Genomic DNA, 24873 nt, shown 5'->3' with positions numbered 1-24873 from the left:
AAATGGAATTACGTTTCCTATTACCTTTTACGAAACCTATCAAGATGCACTTTTAGAACAAAACGAATTAGCCTCTACATTTAACAACACAGATCCTTACAACCAAACTATTTATGCTAGAGCAGAAAACAACAATGCTTGTTATGGTATTAGCGAGGTGTATATTACTGTAAATGTTTTGCCCGAACTTGAAGAAGACGAAACAGTTTTATATTGTTTAAATACCTTTCCACTAACCATTCCTTTAGAAGCTGGAATTCTAAACGATTCTACTACTAATTACACCTATTTATGGTCTAATGGAGAAACAACTGAAACCATTCATATAAATGCAATTGGCACGTATACTGTAACTGCTACTAATATCTTTGGATGTTCTGTTTCTAGAAATATTATTGTTGAGCCATCAAATACAGCCACTTTTAACGATATTATTGTAGTAGATGCTACAGAAAATAACACCATTACTGTTTTAGTCTCTGGTGAAGGTGAATATGAATACGCCCTTTACGATCAAGATGGCTTATATGCTACATATCAAACAAGTAACATATTTTATAATGTCTATGGAGGTATTTATACAGTAGCCGTTAGAGATATTAAAAACGATTGTGGAATTGTAACATATGATGTTAATGTGATTGGATTCCCTAAATTCTTCACTCCTAATGCCGATGGATTTAACGATACCTGGAATGTCAAAGGAATTTCTGGTTTATTCCAACCTAATACTATGATTCGTATTTTTGATAGATATGGAAAATTGGTAAAACAACTAAATCCTCTAGGAACTGGCTGGGACGGTACTTTTAACGGTGAACCATTACCAGCAGACGATTACTGGTTTTCTGCAACATTACAAGATGGAAGAGAATTTAAAAGTCACTTTACTTTAAAACGTTAAACTTAAAAAGTTGTACATTTATTTCAATAAAACGAATTGAATGTTTCGATTTTTTAAACATGTTTTTCTATTTAATTTACTTGCTTCTAGTTTTGCTTTTAGTCAAGAGATTACGTTGTTTCAACAATTTAATGGTCGATATGATTATTTAGCATTTGGTAACACTTTAAATAGGTTTGAAAATAATATTGAACGGGATTTTTGTGACATTCTATCAGAATCTCAAGCCGAATTACTTATACCTGCGAATACTCAAATTATTGCAGCCTACCTCTACTGGGCTGGATCTGGTGAGGGGGATCCAGAAGTGAGTTTAAACAATCAAACAATTATTGCCGATGAAACATATCTTATTGAATTCGATGACCCAAATTACGGCGTCCTTCCATATTTTTCATCTTATACAGATATTACAAACTTAATAACAACCATTGGTAATGCAACCTATACGTTTTCTAATCTGGATATTTCAGAAACTTTAGAAAACAATGTTGGTTATTGTGCAAATAGAACCAATTTTGCTGGCTGGTGTGTTTATGTAATATATGAAGATATCAACTTTCCTTTAAACCAAGTAAATTTATTTCAAGGACTCGATATTATAAACAGAAATATTAGAGAGAAAACCATCATCTTAGATAATGTGAATGTTTTAGATAATGAAGGTGCTAAAATTGGTTTTCTTGCTTGGGAAGGAGATTCGCTTCTCAATTACGGAGAATCTCTTTTAATCAATAACAATATTATTTCAAATCCACCATTAAACCCCGCTAACAACGCATTTAATGGAACCAATACCTTTACAAATAGTAGTGATTTTTACAATGGTGACATTGACGCCTATGATATTCAAAATAATATTACCATTGGTGACACTTCTGTAGAAATAAAATTAACCACTGGAGATCTAGATATTAATGGTAATCTGCAAGCAGATTTAATTATTATTAATAACATTATTACAGTTTTAAACAGTCAGCTTCCAGATGCAACTGTTCAAATTAATGCCATTGATCTCGAATGTTCTAACAGACAAATTATTATAGATTATACAGTATTCAATAACAATAGCACTGAATTCCTACCAGGAAATACACCTATAGCTTTTTATGCAGATAATGTATTGGTTGGTACAAGTCAAACAACAAATCAAATTGATATTGGTGGTTTTGAAATTGGACAAACTACTTTAACAATTCCCGATGATCTTCCAAACGAAATATCAATAACAGTCGTTGTTGATGATATTGGAGATGGAACAGGAATTGTTACAGAATTAAATGAATTAAACAACCTGGCATCCCAAGACATTCAATTACTTGAAATTGAAATAATACCTCTTCTTCCTCTAACCAGCTGTGATGAAGGTTTTAATAAAGCCTATTTTGATTTAACAATACAGCTCGATGCAATTAATACCAATGGAGAACCTACGACTTTTTATTTAACACTTGAAGATTTACAAAATGACTCTAACGAAATCTTAAACCCAAGTTATTTTCAAAACACAACCGAACCTCAAAGCATCTATTTAAAAGTAGAAAACCATCCATGTTACGATACGTATTATTTCAATTTATTCGTAGAAAATTGTCCACCACAAATCCCTCAAGTTTTCACACCAAACAATGATGGTTATAACGATTGGTTTAACATCCAAGGATTATACGATATTTTCGAAAATCACCAATTACTAATATATAATAGGTATGGCACACTAATTTTTGAAGGCAATAATGACACCCCCTGGATGGGTAAAGCCAACAAAGGCTTGAATAATACCGGCAAAATATTACCTACAGGAACTTATTTTTTTGTACTTTACTTGAACGATAACAATTACAAAACCCAAACAGGTTGGGTCTACCTAAATAGGTAAAAAATGTTAAATTGTGCATTTTATCGTTATTTTTTGCGTTTTGTCTAATTTTTGATTACTTTGCTCGCAGATTAATCCCAAAATCGCATTCTATTGAAAGTAAATATGAACTGGAAAACCTCGAAATATCCCATATGTAACTATTTTCTAGTTATTATATTTATAGTTTTTGTTCAAAACTCCTTTGCTCAGCAGATTACAATTAACGATAATGTACCATTAAACGAACTGATTGAAACACACCTAATTCAAGGTTGTGTTGAAGTTACTAACATCCAATCCAACAGTAATGGATCTGTAAATCAAATAGCTAGTTATGGCTACTTTGAAAAAGCAAGTTCAAATTTCCCATTTGAAAATGGTATATTACTTTCAACAGGATCTGCTGTCGCAGCAGGAAACACAGTAAATGCTAATCCTTTAAATGAAGGTGAAACTACCTGGGGAACAGATGCCGACCTAGAAAATGCACTAGGAATAACAAATACTCTAAATGCAACTTCGATTGAATTTGATTTTATTTCAGTATCTAATCAGGTGCAATTTAATTACATACTAGCTTCTGAAGAATATTATGCCAATTACCCTTGTGAGTATTCAGATGGATTTGCTTTTTTAATAAAGCCGACTGGTTCTGCTGTTCCATACCAAAATGTGGCTTTGGTTCCAGGTACAAGTATTCCAGTAAATACAAATACTGTACACGAAGAAGTCGTTGGTTTCTGTCCTGCAGAAAACGAACAATATTTTGAAGGCCACAATCTTGGAGACACTAATTTTAATGGAAGAACTACGGTCTTATCAGCAACTGCTGCCATCCAACCAAACGTACAATATCATATTAAATTAGTTATTGCAGACCAATCAGATGAAAATTTTGATTCGGCTGTATTTATTGAAGGAAATAGTTTTAATGCAACTGTAGATTTAGGTCCAGACATTACTACTTGTTCAGATAATGTTCTTTTAAACGCAGACACTCAAAATACATTAGCAACTTACCAATGGTTTTTAGACGGACAGCTTCTAGGTGGCGAAAACTCTGAAACATTATCAGCTGTAACTACAGGTTCTTATACAGTAGTTATTAGTATTCCTATTAGTAATACAACATGTGTTATTGAGGATGAAATAATAGTCACACTTAACTCAGAACAATCAGCAGGAGATATTGCTGATTATGAAATATGTGATGATGTTAGTAATGATGGTATTGAAACATTCGATTTAAGTACAAAAGATTCTGAAGTTATTAGCGCTGTACCAGCTTCAAATTATAGTATTAGCTACCATTATAGTTTATCTGAAGCTCAAAACAATATCAACCCCATAACAACACCTATTCAAAATACGGCTAACCCACAATCAATTTTTGTTAGAATTGAAGATTTAGATAATGGCTGTATGGCTTTTGCAAACTTTAATTTGGTTGTAAATCCCTTACCCGTTATTACAGCCCCGCAACCTTTAGACGTGTGTGATGATACCACATCTGATGGTTTTACACAAATTGACTTAACGCAAATTAACGACGAAGTTACTAGTGGTAATCCCAACTTAATAGTAACATACCATTATTCACAAGCTGAAGCAGATGATGGAACAAACCCCATTCCTTCGCCTTATGTCAATACCAACCAAACAGAACAACTTTTTATTAGAGTTATAGATGCCACTACAGGTTGTATTAACACAACATTTATTGTAATAACGGTCTTAGACAACCCTAATATTAATACGGAAACACAAACTATTAATGCTTGTGAACAGGATGGTGATGGCCTTGAAACCTTTGACTTAACATCCATTGTAGACGATGTATTAGCTGGATTAACTGGTGTCTCTGTTACTTTCCATGTAACTTATGAGGATGCTCAAACAGGGGACAATCCAATTACAAACATTACAGATTTCGAAAACACGACGCCAAATGTCCAAACAGTATATATAAGAGTTATTGATGATTTAACTGGTTGTATAGCTATTACAGCAATAGAGTTACATGCTAATATTTTAGATTCTTCAACTAATATTAGAGATTATAGTGTCTGTGATGATGCTTCTAATGATGGTATTGCTAATTTTAACTTAGAAAATATTGGTAATAATATTGTAAATAATCTGGAAAACACCATCATTACGTTTTACGAAACAGAAGACGATCAAACAAACGAAGTTAACCCAATAGATGTTACACAATTATACGAAGTCACTTCCAGTCCACATCCATTATTTATAACGATTGAAAGTACAGATTGCACTTATTTTTCTGAAATAAATTTAGTTATAGATCCTGCTACCATTATTCAACCATTAGAGCCAGTTGATTATTGCGACACAGACGACGATGGTTTTACAACTATTGAATTAGCTACTTTTGATAGTTATGTAAGCACAGGTATTGCTAATCCTGTAGTAAGATATTTTCTAACTCAAGAAGATGCAGATGATATGCAAAACATCTTACCACCATTTTATACAAATATTAGCAATCCTCAAATAGTTTATGTAAGAGTAACAAACTCTGATACTAACTGTTATGATGTATCTCCTCTAGAAATCAACGTCATTCCTGCTCCAACGGTTACACAACCTATAGATGTGGTTATATGCGACAACGATCAGGATGCATTTTATATTATAGATTTAGATGCTAAAATCTCTGAGATAGTATCCAATACAACAAATTTAAACATCACATTTCATACGTCTGAAGATGATGCCAATGCCGATTCAAATGCCATTCCTAATACTACAGCTTACAATGCAAATACACAAACGGTATATGTTAGAATAGAAAGCGATATTACAACCTGTTATGCATTAGTAGATTTTGAGATTACTGTAAATACGTTACCTATAATCTCTGAAATTTCAAATTTTAGAAATTGCGAAATTGATGGCAATCAAACTGCCGATTTCTATTTTGAAGATAAAGATGCAGAAATTTTAAATGGACAAGCAGGCAAACGTGTGTTGTATTTTGAAAATGCTAGTGATGCATTAAATAGAACTAATATTTTAGATAAATCGGCTGCTTATACCAACCAAACAAATCCTCAAAATATTCATGTACGTGTAGAAAACATAAGCGATCAAAGTTGTTTTGAAGTATCTTCATTTATTATTGAAGTAGGTTCAGTTCCAGTTTTCGACGCTCCTTTAGACACCTATTTATGTGATGATATCTCTAATGATAGTCAAGAGTCTTTCGATTTAAATGGCATTATTACCCTCATGTCACAAAACAGTCCTGAAACATTAACCATTACATTTTATGAAAATTTAATTGATGCTGAAAACGAAGAAAACCAATTACCACTAGACTATACCAACCAAACCAACCCTCAGCAAATTTATGCTCGTGTTGAAAATGGTACTTATTGTCATGCCATTGCAGAGTTTGGTTTGAATGTTATTCAAGTACCTTTGGTGAATTCAGCTTCAGCTTTAACGCATTGCGACACAGATCAAGACGGTTCTGCTAGTTTTGACTTAACGGTTTCAGAAACCGAAGTTTTAGATATCAGACAAAACGATATTCTTGTCACCTATCATGAAACAATCCTTGATGTTGAAAATAACGATGTTACCATTCCAAATCCAAGTGCTTATAACAATACATCCAATCCTCAAACGGTATATATAAGAGTGACAAATACGGTTTCTAACTGTTATGTAACCATTCCGTTAGATTTAATTGTAAACGTACCTCCTACCATTAATACAACTACCATAGAGACTTGTGAAAACGATTCAAATTCATTTGATTTATTAAATATTGTAGAAGATTTAATTGGAACTCAAGCACCCATCGATGTTTCATTCTATGCCAATTTAACAGATGCTCAAAATACTCAAAACCCGTTAGCTGCAGATTACACATACATGTCTAACAACGACACTATTTTTGTAAATGCCTTAAATACAGACACAGGTTGTGTTACTATTGCATCGTTTAATTTATTGGTAAATCCAAGTCCGATAGCAAATCAGCCACCAAATTTAATGGCTTGTGATGACGATTTTGACAGTATGCTGTTTTTCGATTTATCGCAACAAACTCCATTTGTTCTTGGAACACAAAATCCGAACCAATTTACCGTTAATTATTTTGAATTAGAAGAAGAAGCTATAGATAACACCAATGCTATTTTAGATTTAAATTACAATGCTTTCGACCAGCAAATAATCTATGTAAGAATTGAGAATAACACCACAGGTTGCTTTAGTACAACGTCTTTTAGTGCGATTGTAAACAGAAAACCAGACGTAAATATTCCAGACCAAACCGTTTGTTTAGACAATTTACCTTTAGTGGTTTCAGCAGAAACTGGCTTTGCAGACGACACCTATTTATGGTCAACAAATGCAACAACTCCTGAAATTGAAATCACTCAAATTGGCACATATTCTGTAACTGTTACGTCCATAAATGGCTGTCAAACTTCCTCGTCGTTTAACGTCATAGAATCTGAACAAGCAACCATAGAATTTACTGAAACCGTCGATTTCTCGAACCCGAATAACATAACGGTTACCATCAGTGGTATTGGAAATTATTTATATACGTTAGATCATGGTGTTCCTCAAGAGTCAAATGTATTTTACAACGTTACTTTAGGACCACATATTATAGAAGTTATCGATTTAAATGGTTGTGCATCTGCTATCAAAGAAATTGTTATCATTGATGCACCTTTATTTTTCACACCAAATAACGATGGTTATAACGATACTTGGCACATTACTGGAGTTAATCAACTAGAAGGAACAGTTGTTTATATTTTTGATAGATATGGGAAGTTAATAAAAACCCTAAATCATAGTTCACCAGGTTGGGATGGAACCTATAGAGGTAAACTTATGCCATCTAATGATTATTGGTTTTTAGCTCAAGTTAAAAAAGATGACATTTCTTTTGAAGTGAAACGACATTTTGCTTTGAAGAGATAAAAAAACACCTCAAGTCTTTAATAACTTTATTCCTTTAAAAAATTAGTATTAGTTATCTTTGCAAACTAATTACTATTCATGAAGCCCTTTTTATTAGTCACATTTTTATTGGTTTCCTGTGTCCTGTTTTCTCAAAACGTGACCACAGATAGTAGAACGTATTCTCCTCAAGAACTCATTGAAGATATTTTAATAGACAGCAATTGCATTACAGATGTCGTAGTTACTAATGTTGTTGGTGGAAATTTTAATGGTACAGATGCTAGTTATGGGTATTTTGAAAGGAATGGTTCTACGTTTCCATTTCAAAATGGCGTGGTTTTAAGTACTGGAACAATAACCAATGTGCAAGGTCCAAATACTACTTTAAGTGATGATGATGCAGCTGGCTGGGTTGGAGATGCCGATTTAGAATATGCATTACAGGAGTCGAATACAATAAATGCCACCATTTTAGAATTCAATTTCAAAGCCGTTGCTGACCAAATTAGTTTTAGATATCTTTTTGCTTCCGAAGAATACCAAGAAGGCAATAGTAATACCTGTCAATATTCCGATTTGTTTGGATTTTTAATCCGAAAAGAAACAGAAACCGAATACGAAAATATCGCCTTAGTTCCTGGAACCTCAACACCTGTTAAAGTTACGACGGTGCATTCTGGAATTCCAGGCGCTTGTAGTCCTATTAACGAAACTTATTTTGGAAGTTGGAATGATGCAACAGCACCTATTAATTTTAATGGCCAAACAGCTATTTTAACAGCTATTGCAGATGTTATCCCTAATGAAACGTACCATGTAAAATTGGTTATTGCAGACGAACAAAACTACAGATACGATTCGGCTGTTTTCCTGGAGGCTGGTAGTTTTCAACTAAATACCAATTTAGGTCCAGATTTAATAATTGCAAACAACACTGCTCTTTGTACCAACGAAACGATATTGTTAGATGCCAATCAACCAGGAATGAATACTTATAAATGGTTTAAAAATGGTATTGAAATTCTGTTAGAAACCAATCCTACCTATTTAGTTACAGATGCTGGGACTTACAGCGTGGAAGTCATCATAGATGGTACATGTTTTTCTTATGGCGAAGTGGTTATAGAAATAGCTCCTGATCCTATTGTTTTTAATACCACACTCATTAATTGCGATTACAATTTAGATGGTTTTACAACTTACAATTTGTTCGATGCAGAAGCAGATATCACAAATAATGACAATACTTTATTTATTGACGGGTTTTATTTTTCAGAAGCTGAAGCCAACACTGGAGCAAGCCCAATACCAACACCAACAAGCTTTGATAACACCTCGTTAAATCAAATAGTTTATGCCAGAGTCTCAAATGCTAATGGTTGTATTTCTGTAGTTGAAGTTGCTTTAGATTTTGCAAATAACCGTATTGTTTTACCATTATATCCAGCTTGTGATGACGAAACAAACGATGGTATTACCAGTTTTAACCTAGATGATATGGGGGCATTTGTCTTGTCTCAAAACAGTGTGCCAAATACTGCAATTGTAACCTTCTATGAGTCTCAAGAAGATCTAGAAAATCAATCGAATCCATTATCAGGTACGTATGAAAATACAGACACACCAGATTTTGATAACTTATATGTCCAAATAGTGGATAATGGTATTTGCTTCGCCTATGCTTCCATTTATCTAATAGTTTATCCAAGTCCAGAATTAGCACCAGACGAAGAAATAATGTATTGTTTAAATCTTTTTCCTCAGACATTTCTTTTAGAAACTGGTTTATTATCTGGAGACCCTTCAGACTTTAGTTATCAATGGCAATTAGATGGAGTTGATTTAATGCTTAACACAGAACAGATTTCAGCAAACGAGATTGGCATTTACACTGTAACCGCTACTAATATCGACGGTTGTTCAACCTCAAGAACCATAACTGTGCTTCCTTCAAACATAGCAACTATAGAAGACATAATAGTTTCAGAAGCATCAAGTAATAATTCAATTACCATTATTGTCTCTGGTGAAGGAGATTACGAGTATGCTTTAGATAATGGTTTTTATCAAAACAGCAACACTTTTTCCAATGTGCCACCTGGATACCATACAGTTTACATTCAAGATAAAAACGGTTGTGGTGTTATTCCTGTAGAAGTTTCTGTATTGGGTTTTCCAAAGTTTTTTACACCAAATGGAGATGGTTATAACGATACCTGGAATCCAATAGGTTTAAACAATTTGGAAATCTTTGCTAGAACAAAGATTTTTGACCGTTATGGAAAACTCATAAAAGAATTAAATGCTTTAGGTTCTGGTTGGGATGGTACTTTTAATGGCTATTTATTACCAAGCGATGATTATTGGTTTATTATTACTTTAGCCGATGGAAAAGAATATCGTGGACATTTTTCTTTAAAGCGATAATTAAAGTAACAATCACATAACGTTGAATCTTTAATTTATTTCCTATTTTTACTTGCTAATTATTTTTTAATGAAACATCTTTTATTTTTATCAACGATTATCTGTGCCTTTTTGTGCCTTAACAATAGTTTTGCAAACAATAATAAAAATATTATCTCTGCAAGCGAAATTAACACGTTTTGTCCAAACCCAATTATTTCAACTTTTTCTCTTTCAGAGGGTCCAGAGAACACGTTAATAACCATAACTGGCAGTAATTTTACCAATGCAGCGTCTGTGTTTTTTGATGGAGTATCTTCAAGCTTCACCATTGTTAATGACACAGAAATTACAGCTTATGTTCCTACTGGAGTTATTAATTCTAACACTATAAGTATTATTAGCACTGGAGGTTGCACAGGAATTAGTGCCTCTAATTTTACGATTATAAATTCAGAATGCGATATCACTGGAGATGTTTTTATTTCTGAAATTTACGATGCGCTTACGGGTAGTTATGGCGTTTTTGAACTTTACAATCCGACAAATTCGGCTATAGCGCTTGATGGTATTTATGAAGTTCAAAGATTTGGTGATATTGGAAACACAACGCCTAGCGTTTCAACACCACTGACAGGTTCGATAGCTGCTTTCAGCACATATATTATTGAAATGGCTTCTTCTGAAAATGTATGTAGTGTGACTCCAGACATCTCACTTCCTGCTGGAATTAATGATAATGATGAAATAAAGCTTCTTAAAAATGGTGTTGTTATTGATGTTGTTGAGGCTCCTAATGAAAGAGGTTATACCATTATTAGAAATCCAAATGTCAATCAACCACAATCAACCTTTGATGCTACCAATTTTCTAATAGATCCTGAAGAATATTGTTCTAATCTTGGGATACATGTTGCAGATCCAATTACAACAACAACTCCTAACATCACACACCCAACTTCTCAAACTGTCTGCGAAAACAATGCTACAAGTTTTTCTGTTTCTATTGATACTGGCGTTTATACTTATCAATGGAAAGTTCTTGACAGTTCAGGAAATTGGGTAAATATCACGAATAATGCGACCTATTCAGGAGCTACAACAAGTACTTTAACCATAAATAATATTCCTATTAGTTTTGATAATAACCAATACTATTGTGAAATGACATCGGTTACTTGTGATCTTGTAAGTCATGCTGCTCAATTATATGTCACAAATCCTCCAGTAGATACCATCTCTAATCAAATTGTTTGTACAAACTATACGCTTCCAGCATTGACTAATGGTACTTATTTTACTGGCACCAATGGAACTGGCACTCAACTAAATCCTGGAGATGTTATTTCTACCACCCAAACCATTTATATTTATAACGAAACTGGAACGGCTCCAAATATCTGTTCTAATGAGAGTAGTTTTACAGTAACCATTTCTGGAACACCTCCTGTAGACACCATATCAGATTATAATGGGTGTTCAAGTTACACTCTTCCAGCTTTAACTAATGGAACTTATTTTACTGGCACCAATGGAACTGGCACTCAACTAAATCCTGGAGATGTTATTTCTACCACCCAAACCATTTATATTTATAATGAAACTGGAACGGCTCCAAATATCTGTTCAAACGAAAGTAGTTTTAACGTCACCATTACTGGAAACCCTCCAGTAGATACCATCTCTAATCAAATTGTTTGTACAAACTATACGCTTCCTGCATTGACTAATGGTACTTATTTTACTAGCACCAATGGAACTGGCACTCAACTAAATCCTGGAGATGTTATTTCTACCACCCAAACCATTTATATTTATAACGAAACTGGAACGGCTCCAAATATCTGTTCTAATGAGAGTAATTTTACAGTAACCATTTCTGGAACACCTCCTGTAGACACCATATCAGATTATAATGGGTGTTCAAGTTACACTCTTCCAGCTTTAACTAATGGAACTTATTTTACTGGCACCAATGGAACTGGCACTCAACTAAATCCTGGAGATGTTATTTCTACCACCCAAACCATTTATATTTATAATGAAACTGGAACGGCTCCAAATATCTGTTCAAACGAAAGTAGTTTTAACGTCACCATTACTGGAAACCCTCCAGTAGATACCATCTCTAATCAAATTGTTTGTACAAACTATACGCTTCCTGCATTGACTAATGGTACTTATTTTACTAGCACCAATGGAACTGGCACTCAACTAAATCCTGGAGATGTTATTTCTACCACCCAAACCATTTATATTTATAACGAAACTGGAACGGCTCCAAATATCTGTTCTAATGAGAGTAGTTTTACAGTAACCATTTCTGGAACACCTCCTGTAGACACCATATCAGATTATAATGGGTGTTCAAGTTACACTCTTCCAGCTTTAACTAATGGAACTTATTTTACTGGCACCAATGGAACTGGCACTCAACTAAATCCTGGAGATGTTATTTCTACCACCCAAACCATTTATATTTATAATGAAACTGGAACGGCTCCAAATATCTGTTCTAATGAGAGTAATTTCAATATAACTATTGCAGGTGCTCCTCCAGTAGACACTATTTCAGATGTATTTATTTGTTCAGAATATATTCTTCCTAATCTAATAAATGGCACTTATTTTACTGGAACCAACGGAACGGGAACACAACTAAATGCTGGAGATATTACTTCAACGTCCCAAACTGTTTATATTTATAATGAAACTGGAACGGCTCCAAATATTTGTTCTAATGAGAGTAGTTTTATTGTAACTATTTATCCTGCTACAAATTTCACTCTTGATGCAACAAACATTGTTATTAATAACAATTCGATAACAGTAGTCATGACAGACACAAGTATTAGCTATGAATATGCTGTAGATAATCAAATTTTTCAATCAAATCCTACATTCCTTAATCTTACAAATGGCATCCATACATTATATGTTCAAGATGTTAATGGATGTGTTTTAAAATTCCTTCAGTTTGAAATTAAAAATACGAACACCCTTTATATTCCTCCATTTTTCACTCCGAATAATGATGGATATAATGACGTATGGCAAATAATAGACCCTCAGAATACAATTGAAGAAATTTTCATTTTTAATAGGTATGGAAAATTATTAAAACAAGTATCTCTTCAACATAAAAGTTGGAACGGCGTCTTTAATGGATATCCTTTGGAGACCAATGATTATTGGTATCTTATCAATTTAAAATCTGGAGAACAACTCAAAGGTCATTTCACCTTAAAGCGATAGTATATTTGGCGCAAAAGCATCATTTTTTTACGTAATTTTAAGGCATGAAATTCAAGATACAATCAGAATTCAGTCCAACAGGAGATCAACCAGCAGCTATTAACCAATTAGCTGAAGGTCTTGATGCGCAAGACAAATATCAAACCTTATTAGGAGTTACTGGTTCCGGAAAAACATTTACCGTTGCCAATGTTATAGAAAGAGTACAAAAACCTACTTTGGTTCTAGCTCACAATAAAACCTTAGCAGCGCAATTATATTCCGAATTTAAACAGTTCTTTCCTGAAAATGCCGTTGAATATTTTGTCTCTTATTACGATTATTATCAGCCTGAAGCTTACATTCCAGTCTCTGGTGTTTATATTGAAAAAGATCTCTCCATTAACGAAGAGATTGAAAAAATGCGATTAAGCACCACATCTTCCTTGCTCTCTGGAAGACGAGATGTGCTGGTAGTTGCATCGGTATCTTGTTTGTATGGTATTGGAAACCCTGTGGAATTTCAGAAAAATGTAATTTCTATTGAAAAAGATCAGATTATTTCTCGAACCAAATTACTTCATCGATTGGTTCAAAGCTTATATTCTAGAACTGAGGCTGAATTTAATCATGGAAACTTTAGAATCAAAGGAGATACAGTAGATATTTTCCCTAGTTATGACGATCACGCATTTAGGATTCATTTTTTTGGTGATGAAATTGAAGACATTGAAGCTTTCAACATTCAAACCAATGAAGTGATTGAAAAATATGATAGAGTCAATATCTATCCTGCAAACATGTTTGTAACATCGCCTGAAGTCCTTCAAGGAGCTATAAAAAGTATTCAGGATGATCTAGTAAAACAATACGATTATTTTAAAGAAATAGGCAAACATTTAGAAGCCAAAAGGCTCAAAGAAAGAACCGAATTCGATTTAGAAATGATTCGTGAATTAGGCTACTGCTCTGGAATTGAAAACTATTCTAGGTATCTAGACGGCAGACAGCCAGGCACAAGACCTTTCTGTTTATTAGACTATTTTCCAGACGATTATTTAATGGTTGTAGACGAGAGTCACGTCACCATTTCTCAAGTTCATGCCATGTATGGTGGAGATAGAAGCAGAAAAGAAAACCTGGTAGAATATGGCTTTAGGTTACCAGCAGCCATGGACAACAGACCTTTAAAATTTGAAGAATTTGAAGCTTTACAAAATCAAGTCATTTATGTGAGTGCCACTCCAGCAGATTACGAACTTCAAAAAACAGATGGTGTTTATGTAGAACAAGTCATTCGTCCAACTGGTTTGTTAGATCCAATTATTGAAGTACGACCAAGCTTAAATCAGATAGATGATTTAATTGAAGAAATTCAAATTCGTGTAGAAAAAGATGAACGTACCTTGGTAACAACATTAACTAAACGTATGGCTGAAGAGTTGACAAAATATCTAGATCGAATTCAGATACGTTGTCGTTATATCCATAGTGATGTGGACACGTTGGAACGCGTGCAAATTATGCAAGATTTACGTGCTGGAATGTTTGATGTTTTGGTAGGTGTCAATCTGCTACGTGAAGGGCTAGATTTACCAGAAGTTTCTTTAGTAGCTATTTTAGATGCTGATAAAGAAGGTTTTTTACGTTCTGCAAGATCTTTAACGCAAACCGTTGGTAGAGCTGCAAGAAACCTGAATGGAAAAGCCATTATGTATGCTGATAAAATAACCAAAAGCATGCAAAAAACCATCGACGAAACCAATTACAGACGCGAAAAACAAATAGCTTATAACACAGAAAACAATATCATTCCCAAAGCTTTAAACAAGAGTTTGGACAATGCCTTATCAAAAAATTCCGTGAGTACTTATAGTTATGAATTAGAAGCACTGAAAGCTGCAGAACCTGAAAGCAAATATCTTTCGAAAGGTGAATTGGAAAAGAAAATTCGTGAAAAACGAAAGTTTATGGAAGAAGCTGCTAAAGCTTTAGACTTTCTACAAGCCGCAAAATTTAGAGACGAGATTAAAGCTTATCAAGAAAAATTGGAAGAATTAAAAAGTTAATTTTAGGTTGAAATTACAGTGACTGTAATTCCTCATGCAAATTAATTGGTATTTTATGTTTCAACTTTTTTTAGAGTTGCTTTTAATTATATTGAACTTTAAAAATGTCAATAAGCACATCTGGAGGAACAATTTTATTAGGAAAACTCTCCATTAAGTATAAAACTTTATTTATTGATTCATGACTTAAACCCATACGAATACCATAGTTAAATAACTTGATTCTTTCTTTATGTGAATGTTCATCATCAATATTCATTAATAACACCAATCTATGGAACTGCACAATTCGTTCGCTATGAGATTCTAAATGTATATAATTAATAGGATGTTCGATAAGGTATTCGAAATCTTCTCTTGAAATTTCAAGTTGTTTTGCAATTGCTAGTAAAAAATTATACTCAATTGGCTTTAAATCGTTTTCGCTTTTGGCAAATGAAATCATTTCAGACAAAAGACTTAATTTTTCAACCCTGTTAATCATTAGAGGAATGGATTAATATTTACTTTATAAAGATACTTATAAACACTATTTGATAATCCCTTATAATTTGTAACTTGTCGAAAAATAACCTGCGTTTTATCGTTATAATCTTGCATTTTATATAAATAAATATGTATCTACCTGATTTTCAGAAATTTAAATCACTTGTGCATTTCATCGATTATTTTACTTTTGTGAGAAAAAAGAAACAGAAAATTACAGTATATGACTAACAACGATATCTTTAAAAAATTAAGAGTTGCCTTAAAACTTCGAGACGACGAAATAGTAAAAATTTTAGAATTAGTAGATTTTAGAATTTCAAAAAGTGAGTTAGGCGCCTTTTTTAGAAAAGAAGACCATCCTAATTACATGGAATGTGGTGATCAAATTTTAAGAAATTTTTTAAACGGTTTAGTGATACATCTTCGTGGACCTATGCCAAAAAAGAAAACTAAAGCTCCTATTACAAAAAAGCCAAAAAAAAATAAATAACTTCTCTTATAGTTTATTAAATATTCTTACATTGCATAAATAAGACTAATTAGTCCTAAATATGATATTAAATAATCCTACAACCATTCAATCATCTGAAATTACAGATGAGAGCATACAGTTACTTAATAAAAAATACAAGTCGCTTTCAGCTACAAATCGCATTAAAGAGCTCTACAAAGATTTCGATATTCAAGATGTTATGCTAACGAGTTCTTTTGCTGCAACCTCAGCTTTTTTATTAAAAATATTTTCGGATGTTAATAAAAAACAACCAGTTTTCTTTATAGATACTGGTTATCACTTTGAAGAAACATTAAAATACAAAGCAGAATTAGAACAACTCTATGGCTTACATGTAAAGTCTATAAGTGCTATTAAAGAAGAGCATGAGTTTACAACAAAAGATGAAACTTGGAAGAAAAATCCTGATTTCTGTTGTTCTATAAATAAAGTAAGACCATTAGAGACTATCAAAAAACATTACAAAGTCTGGGTTTCTGGTTTAATGGAATGGCAAAGCGACCATAGATCTACTCTAGATATTTTTGAAATGCGTGGAGAGATTTTAAAATTCTATCCACTGTTAGACATTACCAAAGAAGAGAGAGATGCTTATATAGAAAAACACCAGTTACCTTTTCATCCATTAGTTGCACAAGGATACAACTCTATTGGATGTAGCCATTGTACAGTTCCTGGAGAAGATAGAAGTGGACGTTGGAACAACAACCCAAAAACAGAATGTGGTTTGCATTTATAACAAAGAAAAGAGCAACAATTAATGTTGCTCTTTTAACTAATCAACTAAACTAAACGCTACTAAACTTAATTTTTAATAACCTTAAACGTTCTCCTACTGTTATTACCTAGTACTTCAATAAGATAGCTACCGTTTGAAAGATTACTCATATCAATAGCTGTTTTCCCTAGAGCATGTATCTGCTTTTCGAGACATAATCTCCCCATAATATCAACAACTTTAATCGTTTCTATTCTAGATTTAGAGATATTATTTATATATAAAATATCAGATGTTGGATTTGGGTAAACTTCTAATTCATTTTCAAACAGATTATTGATAACTGTTAAAGTTGAATAATCTGCATATACTTTTACAACACCACTTACACTATTAGGGTCTTGAGCGTTAGAACTAGTAAAAAGAACGCCTCCATTTGCTGTTAAACCTACACTCGTTCCTTTTCCTGCCTCAGCATCATCATCATATTCCCCTGGTTGAATATTCCAATTAGTTGGACTCGTCAAATTTCGTTTATACAAATAGGTTTTACCTAAATTATTTCCAAAAGTATCATTAAACGGTGCCCCAACAGCTAGAAATAACCCATCTTGATTTAGTGCTAAACTGCTACCAAACCTATCATTACTATTTTCACCAAGAATATATCTATAGAATGTATATGTGCCACCCGTTAAATAATATGTTTTAACATATCCAGCCCCATTAACTGGATCAAAATTAAGACTTTGTGTAGCACTCACAACTAATATACCACTATTGCCACTTAAAGCGACATTGCTACCTAAAATATCATTTTTTATAGATCCTGAATCAACAAAAATCTGATTCCAATCTGAGGTATAGCTATACACTTTAACTTGTCCTGTATTTTGTCCTTCAGGTGTCCCATTAGCGTCAACAAATGGCGCACCAACAGCTAAAAAATCACCTGTATCATTTAAATCAATGGAAGTTCCAAATCTATCATTATCAACAACACCTCCAACTGCACTCCCTAACTGTGTCCAGTTTCCTGTACTGTATTGATAAACTTTCACTTCTCCTTTTGCCACGTTTGCACCTGAAGCTGCTATAGCTATTCTGGTACCATCTGCATTTAGGCTAATAGCATTACCCAAAGAAAGATTTGCAGATTGCCCAACAAAATCGGAACCCAATTGCGTCCAAGTTCCTGAAATATTTTGAAAGACACGCACATATCCAGAAACACTACCATTGATAGCACCATATAAAGTCCCAACTGCTATAATATCTCCTGAAGCATTAATATCTAAACTAGATCCAAACCGGTTTCCTGCTGAATATCCAATAATATCGTCTCCAATTTTAGTCCAGCTATCTGATGTTTTTTGATACACTGATACTTTCCCTATCTGGCTCTCTGTACCAGAAACGCCATTGTAAAGTATAGAAGCCACAACAATAGTACTGCCATCTGCACTTACTGCAGAGGTATTCCCAAAATAATCTCCGGAAACTCCTGCAGGATCATAAACATCATTTCCATAGGTTTCATAATCTTGCGAGAACATCAAAAATGGCATAATAAAAACGTAAAAAAGTAATTGTTTTTTCATAAAATTTGTATTTAATGGTTAATAAAAAACCTATTTATACACTATATATTTTGCTTATGTGTATTTACCAATAGGCAATACAAATCAATACCAAAATTAGTTTTTATGAAAATTTACAGGGACTACAAATGGGCTACAGATTAAATTAAATTACTGTTTAACAGGTTTTTACCTCATATTATGCAATTACTAAGGATAAGTCGAAGAAATTATATGATTTTATATCTCGAATAAAAAGTTTTTAAGATCATCATCTTTTCCAAGGTTTAGTTTCTTTTTTAATCTATAACGACTCATCTTAACACTTTTAGGTGTCACATTAGTAAGTATAGAGACTTCTTTAGTTGATAAATTCATGCGCATATAAGCACATGCTTTTAAATCATTATTTGTCAAATTTGGAAATTCAGTATTTAATGTCTTAAAAAAATTGGGGTGGACATTATTAAAGTGCTTTTGAAATGTAGACCAATTATCATCAAAATTTAATCCTTGCTTAACGATGTCGTTTAATTCTTTAATAAAATTAGATTTAGAAGACTCACTATCATTAAACTCTTTTATCTTATCATCTAAATCTTCTAGTAATTTATTTTTTTGTAGCGAACTCATGGTAAGGGAACTTAACTCTACAGCTTTTAATTCGAGTTCTTTCTTTTGAAGTTCTGCTTCTAATTCTGATGCTATTTTTTCTTTCGTTAAAAGCGCTTCTTTTAATTGAAAGGACTTCTGTCTAATCTTATAGCGATTATATAAAAGCACTAACGTGATAATTGTTAACAATGAAAATAAAACAGCCCAATTTCGATATAACTTAAACAGAGCAACGTCTTTATCTTTCTTGATTGTTTCTGTTTTTAAAATTTGAATTTCCTTTGCTTTTTTTTCAGCTTCATATCGCTCTTGGTAAAAAGCAACTTTCTCGGAAAGATCTTTATTAAACAAACTATCTCTTGTTATTGTATAAAATTGGAAATTAGTGTAGGATTTGGTATAATCTTTCAATTTATGATAAGAATCTGTTAGACCTTTATAGGCATCAACCCGATATGGCATGGATTTCGAATTTTCAGCATTCACTAAAGCCTCTTTATAATAATAGTTTGCTTCTTTATAGTTCTTTTGTTTGTATTGAAGTCCACCCAAGTTTAATAATGTTAATGCTGTATTATCTGTATCACCGATGCTTTGAAACAGTTCATTTGAATTTGAATAATACGCAATAGCCTCTTTTAATTGACTTTTCCTTGCATAAATATTTCCTAGGTTTGAATAAGTACCTGCTAGAGCCCTTTTATCATTTAGCTTTTCAGCAAAATCTAAATATTTCAAATAGTTCGTTTCTGCTTGTTCATAATCTTCTGTTTCATAATAAATAGTTGCTATATTATTAATGGAACTAGCTATCAATCTAGGGTTTTTTATAACTTTTCGAATATCATAAGCTTCTTGTAAATACGATAATGCGTTAGTGTAATCTTCTAAATCTTTATAAAGCAATCCAATACCATTTAAAGCATCTGATGTTTCCTTCTCTAAACCGTAAGCTCTATAAATAGGTAAGGCTTTAAAGTAATAATCTAGAGCTTCATGATAATTCCCTTTTTGTCTGTATAAAGCTGCAATGTTATTGTAAGAACGTGCTACAAAAGATGAATCTTCCAATCGCTTTCTAAACAAAACAGACTTCTTATAACTACTTAAACTAGAATCTACAATCCCCAAACGCTGATAAAGCACTCCTAAATTACTATAAATATCTCCTTTCTTCCTAAAGTCTGAAGCTGGAATACTATGTAAAGATTTTAACCAATAAACGTTTGTACTATCATATTCTCTAAGATAAAAATAAGCAGTTCCTAAATTTTTATATGAATCTATTAAACCATTTTGATAGTCTAATTCTTTACTTAACTCAATAGCTTTAGGTAAATATTTAAAAGCTAATTGAATTTCTGTATTAAAGGATTTCCTCCCTATCTCGTTTAAGAGTTTTACTTTATTAGTATCACTCTTAACTGTTTTCAGTTGTAGAATTAAAGAATCAACTTGGGAGAAAGAATAAGTGGTTATAAGTAGAAAAACAAGTGTAATTTTCTTCATTTTTGGTGGTTTGGAACATCTAAAATACTTTAAATATATATTTTTTACGCAGTTATCCACAAAAAAGACTCCTGATAAAGAACACGTTACAAACCAATACTCACTTTCAAACAAAAAAAAGAGCAACAATTAATGTTGCTCTTTTTAATTTATATAGGATGTTTACTATCCTAAAACTTGTTGTACTTTATCTGCAGCTTCCTGGAATTCTGTTGCACTCATAACATCTAATCCTGAATTATCAATTAATTCTTTAGCGATGTCAGCATTGGTTCCTTGTAAACGTACAATAATTGGCACAGAAATATTTCCCATGTTTTTGTAAGCATCGATGACACCTTGAGCAACACGATCGCAACGAACAATACCTCCAAAAATATTAATTAAAATAGCTTTAACAGCAGGATCTTTTAAAATGATTTTAAAAGCAGCTTCTACTCTAGCAGCATCTGCTGTTCCTCCAACATCTAAAAAGTTAGCTGGCTCTCCACCAGCTTGTTTGATTAAATCCATAGTTGCCATAGCAAGTCCAGCACCATTAACCATACATCCAACGTTTCCGTCAAGGTCTACATAGTTAAGTCCTAAAGCTCCTGCTTCAACCTCAATAGGATTTTCTTCACGTAAATCGCGTAAATCTTGGTAATCTTTATGTCTGTATAATGCGTTGTCATCAATGGTTACCTTAGCATCCACTGCCATAATCTTATTATCACTTGTTTTTAAAACTGGGTTAATTTCAAATAATGAAGCATCAGATGCTACATAAGCTGTATAAAGACTAGAAACAAATTTTGTCATTTCTTTAAAAGCTAAACCTTCTAAACCTAAGTTAAAAGCAATACGTCTTGCTTGAAAAGGCATCAAACCTACAGATGGATCTACTTCTTCAGTAAATATTAAATGTGGTGTTTCTTCTGCAACAGTTTCAATATCCATTCCTCCTTCCGTAGAATACATAATCATGTTACGTCCCGTAGCGCGATTTAATAATACAGAAATATAAAATTCACTAGTTTCACTTTCACCAGGGTAGTAAACATCTTCAGTAACCAAAACTTGATGCACTTTCTTTCCTTCAGCAGTAGTTTGAGGTGTTACTAAATTCATTCCAATAATCTGACCAGCAATAGCTTCTACTTCACCTAGATTTTTAGCAAGTTTAACGCCACCACCTTTACCACGTCCACCAGCGTGAACTTGAGCTTTTATAACATGCCAACCTGTTCCAGTTTCTGCAGTTAATTGTTTAGCTGCAGCAACAGCTTCTTGTGCATTTTTTGCAACAATACCTTGCTGAATACGTACGCCAAAACTAGCTAATATGTCTTTTCCTTGATATTCGTGTAAATTCATCTTTATTAAATTAGTTGTCATTCATTTAAAAGAAAAGAATCTCTTAAATCTATTGTGATGCAAAAGTAAACAACCTAATGCTTTTTACCAATAAATTTTATAGGAAGTATTATTATACTTTTTAAATGACCGAAATATGAAATAATAATCCTAAAAATCGACTTAGAAATATAAAATACTTTTTAGTTTTACGCTTTAAAAAAATTGATTTCAAATGAAAACAAATACCTTATTACAAATTGCGAAGGATTATGGAAGTCCCGTTTATGTTTACAACTCTGAAAAAATGGTTTCTCAATATAAACGTTTAACAGCTGCTTTTAATAAGGTGAAACAGGTGAAAATTAATTATGCCGTTAAAGCTTTATCTAACATTTCGGTGTTAAAATTTATGCACTCACTTGGTGCTGGATTAGATACTGTTTCAATTCAAGAAGTAAAATTAGGTTTAACAGCTGGTTTTTCAGCAGATAAAATTATTTATACTCCAAATGGAGTTTCTTTAGAAGAAATAGAAATTGCTGCAAAACTTGGTGTTCAAATAAATATAGACAATTTATCTATTCTAGAACAGTTTGGTACTAAATATCCAAAAACACCAGTTTGTATTCGAATCAATCCGCATGTAATGGCTGGTGGGAATACGAATATTTCTGTAGGACATATAGATAGTAAGTTTGGAATTTCCATTCATCAAATTCCTCATATTCTTCGAATAGTAGAAAATACGAAAATGAATATTAATGGTATTCATATGCATACTGGTAGTGATATTTTAGACATTGATGTGTTTTTGTATGCCAGTGAAATACTTTTTGAAACAGCAAAACATTTTAAAGATTTAGACTTTATCGATTTTGGATCTGGGTTTAAAGTTCCTTATAAAGAAGGTGATATTGAAACCAATATTGAAGAGTTTGGCGAAAAACTAACAAAAAGGTTTAACGAATTCTGCAAAGAATATGGTAAAGAATTAACACTAGCTTTCGAACCAGGAAAATTTCTAGTTAGTGAAGCTGGCTATTTTTTAACTAAAGTAAATGTAGTTAAACAAACTACTTCTACTGTTTTTGCACAAATTGATTCTGGTTTTAATCATTTAATTAGACCAATGCTTTATGGATCTCAACACGAAATTGAAAATATTTCTAACCCAAAAGGTAGAGAACGTTTTTATTCTGTGGTTGGTTATATTTGCGAAACAGATACGTTTGCAAACAACAGACGCATTGCTGAAATAACAGAAGGAGATATTCTTGCTTTTAAAAATGCAGGAGCTTATTGTTTTTCTATGGCTTCAAATTATAATTCAAGATATCGTCCTGCTGAGGTTCTTTGGCACAATAATAAAGCCCACTTAATAAGAAAAAGGGAAACTTTTGATGATATAATAAAAAATCAAATAGAAATTTCTCTTTAATAAAAAAAATTATACAACACTAAGCGCTTCAAAATATTGAAGCGCTTTTAATAATTTTTACTGGTAATTTATTTTTTTAAGAATTTTTTAGTGTAAACACCTTTATCTGTTGTTATTTTAGCCAGATACATGCCTATTTGTAAATGAGAAACTGAGATAGATGTTATGTTATCATTTACAGATAATACTTGTCTTCCACTGATATCCATTAATGTGATAGAATGAATTGTTTCATTTTGGTTGAATTGCATGTTTAACACATCTCCAACAGGGTTTGGAACGACTGTAAACGCGTTAGTAACCAACACATTATTTGGCGTTGATAATGGGTTTGTTAAGAAACTTTCTAATACTGTTTCATTTATTCCAGCCAAAGCTACCTCTATAGTATTGGATCTAAAGACCAAGTTATTATTACTGTTATCATAATAGTAATAAGATGTTTGAGTAGCAGGGGCATTTATTGGAAATGGCGATGAAATAGATAGTGTTAAATTCTGAACCACCTTTAAACGAGTTATATTACCACTGTAAGTGCCTTCGCCAACATCATTCATATTCAAAGTTCCATAAGCATCTACTGTGGCATTGACTGTTCCAGTAAAAGTTCCCGATGCAAAAGCGGAAGAAAACGTTCCTCCAACTGTATCTGTATTGCTATAACCAAAGTTCAGTGGAAAAGTTCCTATATAAGCATTATCATTAATGTAATTTAAATCAACATCTGGCGCTGCTATTCCAGTTAGTGATAAAACATCTGATATATCCTTTGAATATATTTTATTATCTGCTGAAATTGATAGAACTTCCGTTGTTCCAGGGTAAGTAGCTAATTCACCTGCTGTAGGAGCAGTATAAATATCTAAGTTAGTTCCTGTTGAAGTTAAATTTGTAAAATTCCAAGTTAATCCACCACCAGAGGCACTTTGGTCAATTTCTGGAGTAGATTCCACAATGGCATACGATGACATAGGAATACCGAAAAAATCGTTAATTGGAGCTTGTGCAAAAAATAATGCTGGTAATAATAAGAATATGAATGGTAATTTTGTTTTCATTTGTTATGTTTTTTACAATACTACCAAAAAGATCATAATATGAATAAAAAATGGGGTAACTACTTTAAAATTTCGCTTAAGTGTATTAGCATTCCACATGTTTTTATATTTTTAAACATTTAAGATTGTCCGAAAAAAGTTATAATTATGGCAATAATTCTGCTTTTTATCGAGCAAACTTAAA

At 32.6% G+C, this 24873-nt stretch carries 14 protein-coding genes; 9 read left to right on the top strand and 5 right to left on the bottom strand.

The genetic code is table 11. The annotated features are described in order from the left end of the window. From ACI5KZ_RS14120 to uvrB, 6 genes are all read left to right on the top strand, one after another. A partial coding sequence (locus ACI5KZ_RS14120; RefSeq protein WP_406847992.1) for a T9SS type B sorting domain-containing protein occupies positions 1-904 on the top strand: 904 nt, incomplete at its 5' end. 40 nt (positions 905-944) lie between these two features. Continuing rightward, complete coding sequence (locus tag ACI5KZ_RS14115; protein WP_406847991.1) at positions 945-2783, top strand: gliding motility-associated C-terminal domain-containing protein; 1839 nt, start codon at positions 945-947, stop codon at positions 2781-2783. A gap of 93 nt (positions 2784-2876) precedes the next feature. Then, positions 2877-7739 carry a choice-of-anchor L domain-containing protein gene (locus ACI5KZ_RS14110; RefSeq protein ID WP_406847990.1) on the top strand — a complete coding sequence of 1621 codons (4863 nt, stop codon included), beginning with the start codon at positions 2877-2879 and terminating at the stop codon, positions 7737-7739. 78 nt (positions 7740-7817) lie between these two features. Further along, positions 7818-10148 carry a choice-of-anchor L domain-containing protein gene (locus tag ACI5KZ_RS14105; RefSeq protein ID WP_406847989.1) on the top strand — a complete coding sequence of 777 codons (2331 nt, stop codon included), beginning with the start codon at positions 7818-7820 and terminating at the stop codon, positions 10146-10148. A 69-nt stretch (positions 10149-10217) separates the two neighbouring features. Beyond that, a complete protein-coding gene (locus tag ACI5KZ_RS14100; RefSeq protein WP_406847988.1) occupies positions 10218-13382 on the top strand; it encodes a T9SS type B sorting domain-containing protein in 3165 nt (1054 codons plus the stop codon). A gap of 44 nt (positions 13383-13426) precedes the next feature. Next, positions 13427-15430, top strand: a complete 2004-nt coding sequence (uvrB, locus tag ACI5KZ_RS14095) for an excinuclease ABC subunit UvrB (protein WP_109309042.1) — start codon at positions 13427-13429, stop codon at positions 15428-15430. Positions 15431-15512: 82 nt separating this feature from the next. On the opposite strand, the gene ACI5KZ_RS14090 is transcribed toward uvrB, so the two are convergent. Continuing rightward, positions 15513-15914 carry a hypothetical protein gene (locus tag ACI5KZ_RS14090; protein ID WP_109309043.1) on the bottom strand — a complete coding sequence of 134 codons (402 nt, stop codon included), beginning with the start codon at positions 15912-15914 and terminating at the stop codon, positions 15513-15515. A gap of 225 nt (positions 15915-16139) precedes the next feature. Here ACI5KZ_RS14090 and ACI5KZ_RS14085 point away from each other — a divergent pair, with 225 nt between their 5' ends. Next, positions 16140-16409 carry a DUF1456 family protein gene (locus ACI5KZ_RS14085; RefSeq protein WP_406847987.1) on the top strand — a complete coding sequence of 90 codons (270 nt, stop codon included), beginning with the start codon at positions 16140-16142 and terminating at the stop codon, positions 16407-16409. A gap of 61 nt (positions 16410-16470) precedes the next feature. Beyond that, entirely contained in the window at positions 16471-17172 is a 702-nt protein-coding gene (locus ACI5KZ_RS14080) for a phosphoadenylyl-sulfate reductase (RefSeq protein ID WP_406847986.1), read from the top strand. 65 nt (positions 17173-17237) lie between these two features. Here ACI5KZ_RS14080 and ACI5KZ_RS14075 read toward each other — a convergent pair whose 3' ends face one another. The 3 genes from ACI5KZ_RS14075 to sucC all read right to left on the bottom strand — a co-directional run bounded on the left by ACI5KZ_RS14075 (position 17238) and on the right by sucC (position 22211). Next, on the bottom strand, positions 17238-18752 hold the full coding sequence (locus ACI5KZ_RS14075; RefSeq protein ID WP_406847985.1) for a T9SS type A sorting domain-containing protein: 1515 nt from the start codon (positions 18750-18752) through the stop codon (positions 17238-17240). A gap of 219 nt (positions 18753-18971) precedes the next feature. Beyond that, positions 18972-20855, bottom strand: a complete 1884-nt coding sequence (locus ACI5KZ_RS14070; protein ID WP_406847984.1) for a tetratricopeptide repeat protein — start codon at positions 20853-20855, stop codon at positions 18972-18974. Between the two features lie 165 nt (positions 20856-21020). Continuing rightward, positions 21021-22211 (bottom strand): ADP-forming succinate--CoA ligase subunit beta, encoded by a 1191-nt coding sequence (gene sucC / locus ACI5KZ_RS14065; protein WP_109309046.1) that lies wholly within the window; start codon positions 22209-22211, stop codon positions 21021-21023. Positions 22212-22425: 214 nt separating this feature from the next. Between sucC and lysA the strand changes: the two genes are divergently transcribed. Further along, positions 22426-23631, top strand: coding sequence for a diaminopimelate decarboxylase (gene lysA, locus ACI5KZ_RS14060; protein WP_109309047.1), 1206 nt, complete (start codon positions 22426-22428; stop codon positions 23629-23631). A 68-nt stretch (positions 23632-23699) separates the two neighbouring features. Here the strand turns inward: lysA and ACI5KZ_RS14055 are convergent, their stop codons facing one another. Beyond that, a complete protein-coding gene (locus tag ACI5KZ_RS14055) occupies positions 23700-24689 on the bottom strand; it encodes a T9SS type A sorting domain-containing protein (protein ID WP_406847983.1) in 990 nt (329 codons plus the stop codon). Positions 24690-24873 lie beyond the last annotated feature (184 nt).

The organism is Xanthomarina sp. GH4-25 (assembly GCF_045363175.1).
GTDB lineage: Bacteria > Bacteroidota > Bacteroidia > Flavobacteriales > Flavobacteriaceae > Xanthomarina.
This window is presented reverse-complemented; position numbering and strand designations above follow the sequence as displayed.

Coding starts and splice junctions, on each gene's coding strand:
- ACI5KZ_RS14115 (WP_406847991.1), top strand. CDS start 945: ATGTTTCGATTTTTTAAACATGTTTTTCTATTTAATTTACTTGCTTCT.
- ACI5KZ_RS14105 (WP_406847989.1), top strand. CDS start 7,818: ATGAAGCCCTTTTTATTAGTCACATTTTTATTGGTTTCCTGTGTCCTG.
- ACI5KZ_RS14100 (WP_406847988.1), top strand. CDS start 10,218: ATGAAACATCTTTTATTTTTATCAACGATTATCTGTGCCTTTTTGTGC.
- uvrB (WP_109309042.1), top strand. CDS start 13,427: ATGAAATTCAAGATACAATCAGAATTCAGTCCAACAGGAGATCAACCA.
- ACI5KZ_RS14090 (WP_109309043.1), bottom strand. CDS start 15,914: ATGATTAACAGGGTTGAAAAATTAAGTCTTTTGTCTGAAATGATTTCA.
- ACI5KZ_RS14085 (WP_406847987.1), top strand. CDS start 16,140: ATGACTAACAACGATATCTTTAAAAAATTAAGAGTTGCCTTAAAACTT.
- ACI5KZ_RS14080 (WP_406847986.1), top strand. CDS start 16,471: ATGATATTAAATAATCCTACAACCATTCAATCATCTGAAATTACAGAT.
- ACI5KZ_RS14075 (WP_406847985.1), bottom strand. CDS start 18,752: ATGAAAAAACAATTACTTTTTTACGTTTTTATTATGCCATTTTTGATG.
- ACI5KZ_RS14070 (WP_406847984.1), bottom strand. CDS start 20,855: ATGAAGAAAATTACACTTGTTTTTCTACTTATAACCACTTATTCTTTC.
- sucC (WP_109309046.1), bottom strand. CDS start 22,211: ATGAATTTACACGAATATCAAGGAAAAGACATATTAGCTAGTTTTGGC.
- lysA (WP_109309047.1), top strand. CDS start 22,426: ATGAAAACAAATACCTTATTACAAATTGCGAAGGATTATGGAAGTCCC.
- ACI5KZ_RS14055 (WP_406847983.1), bottom strand. CDS start 24,689: ATGAAAACAAAATTACCATTCATATTCTTATTATTACCAGCATTATTT.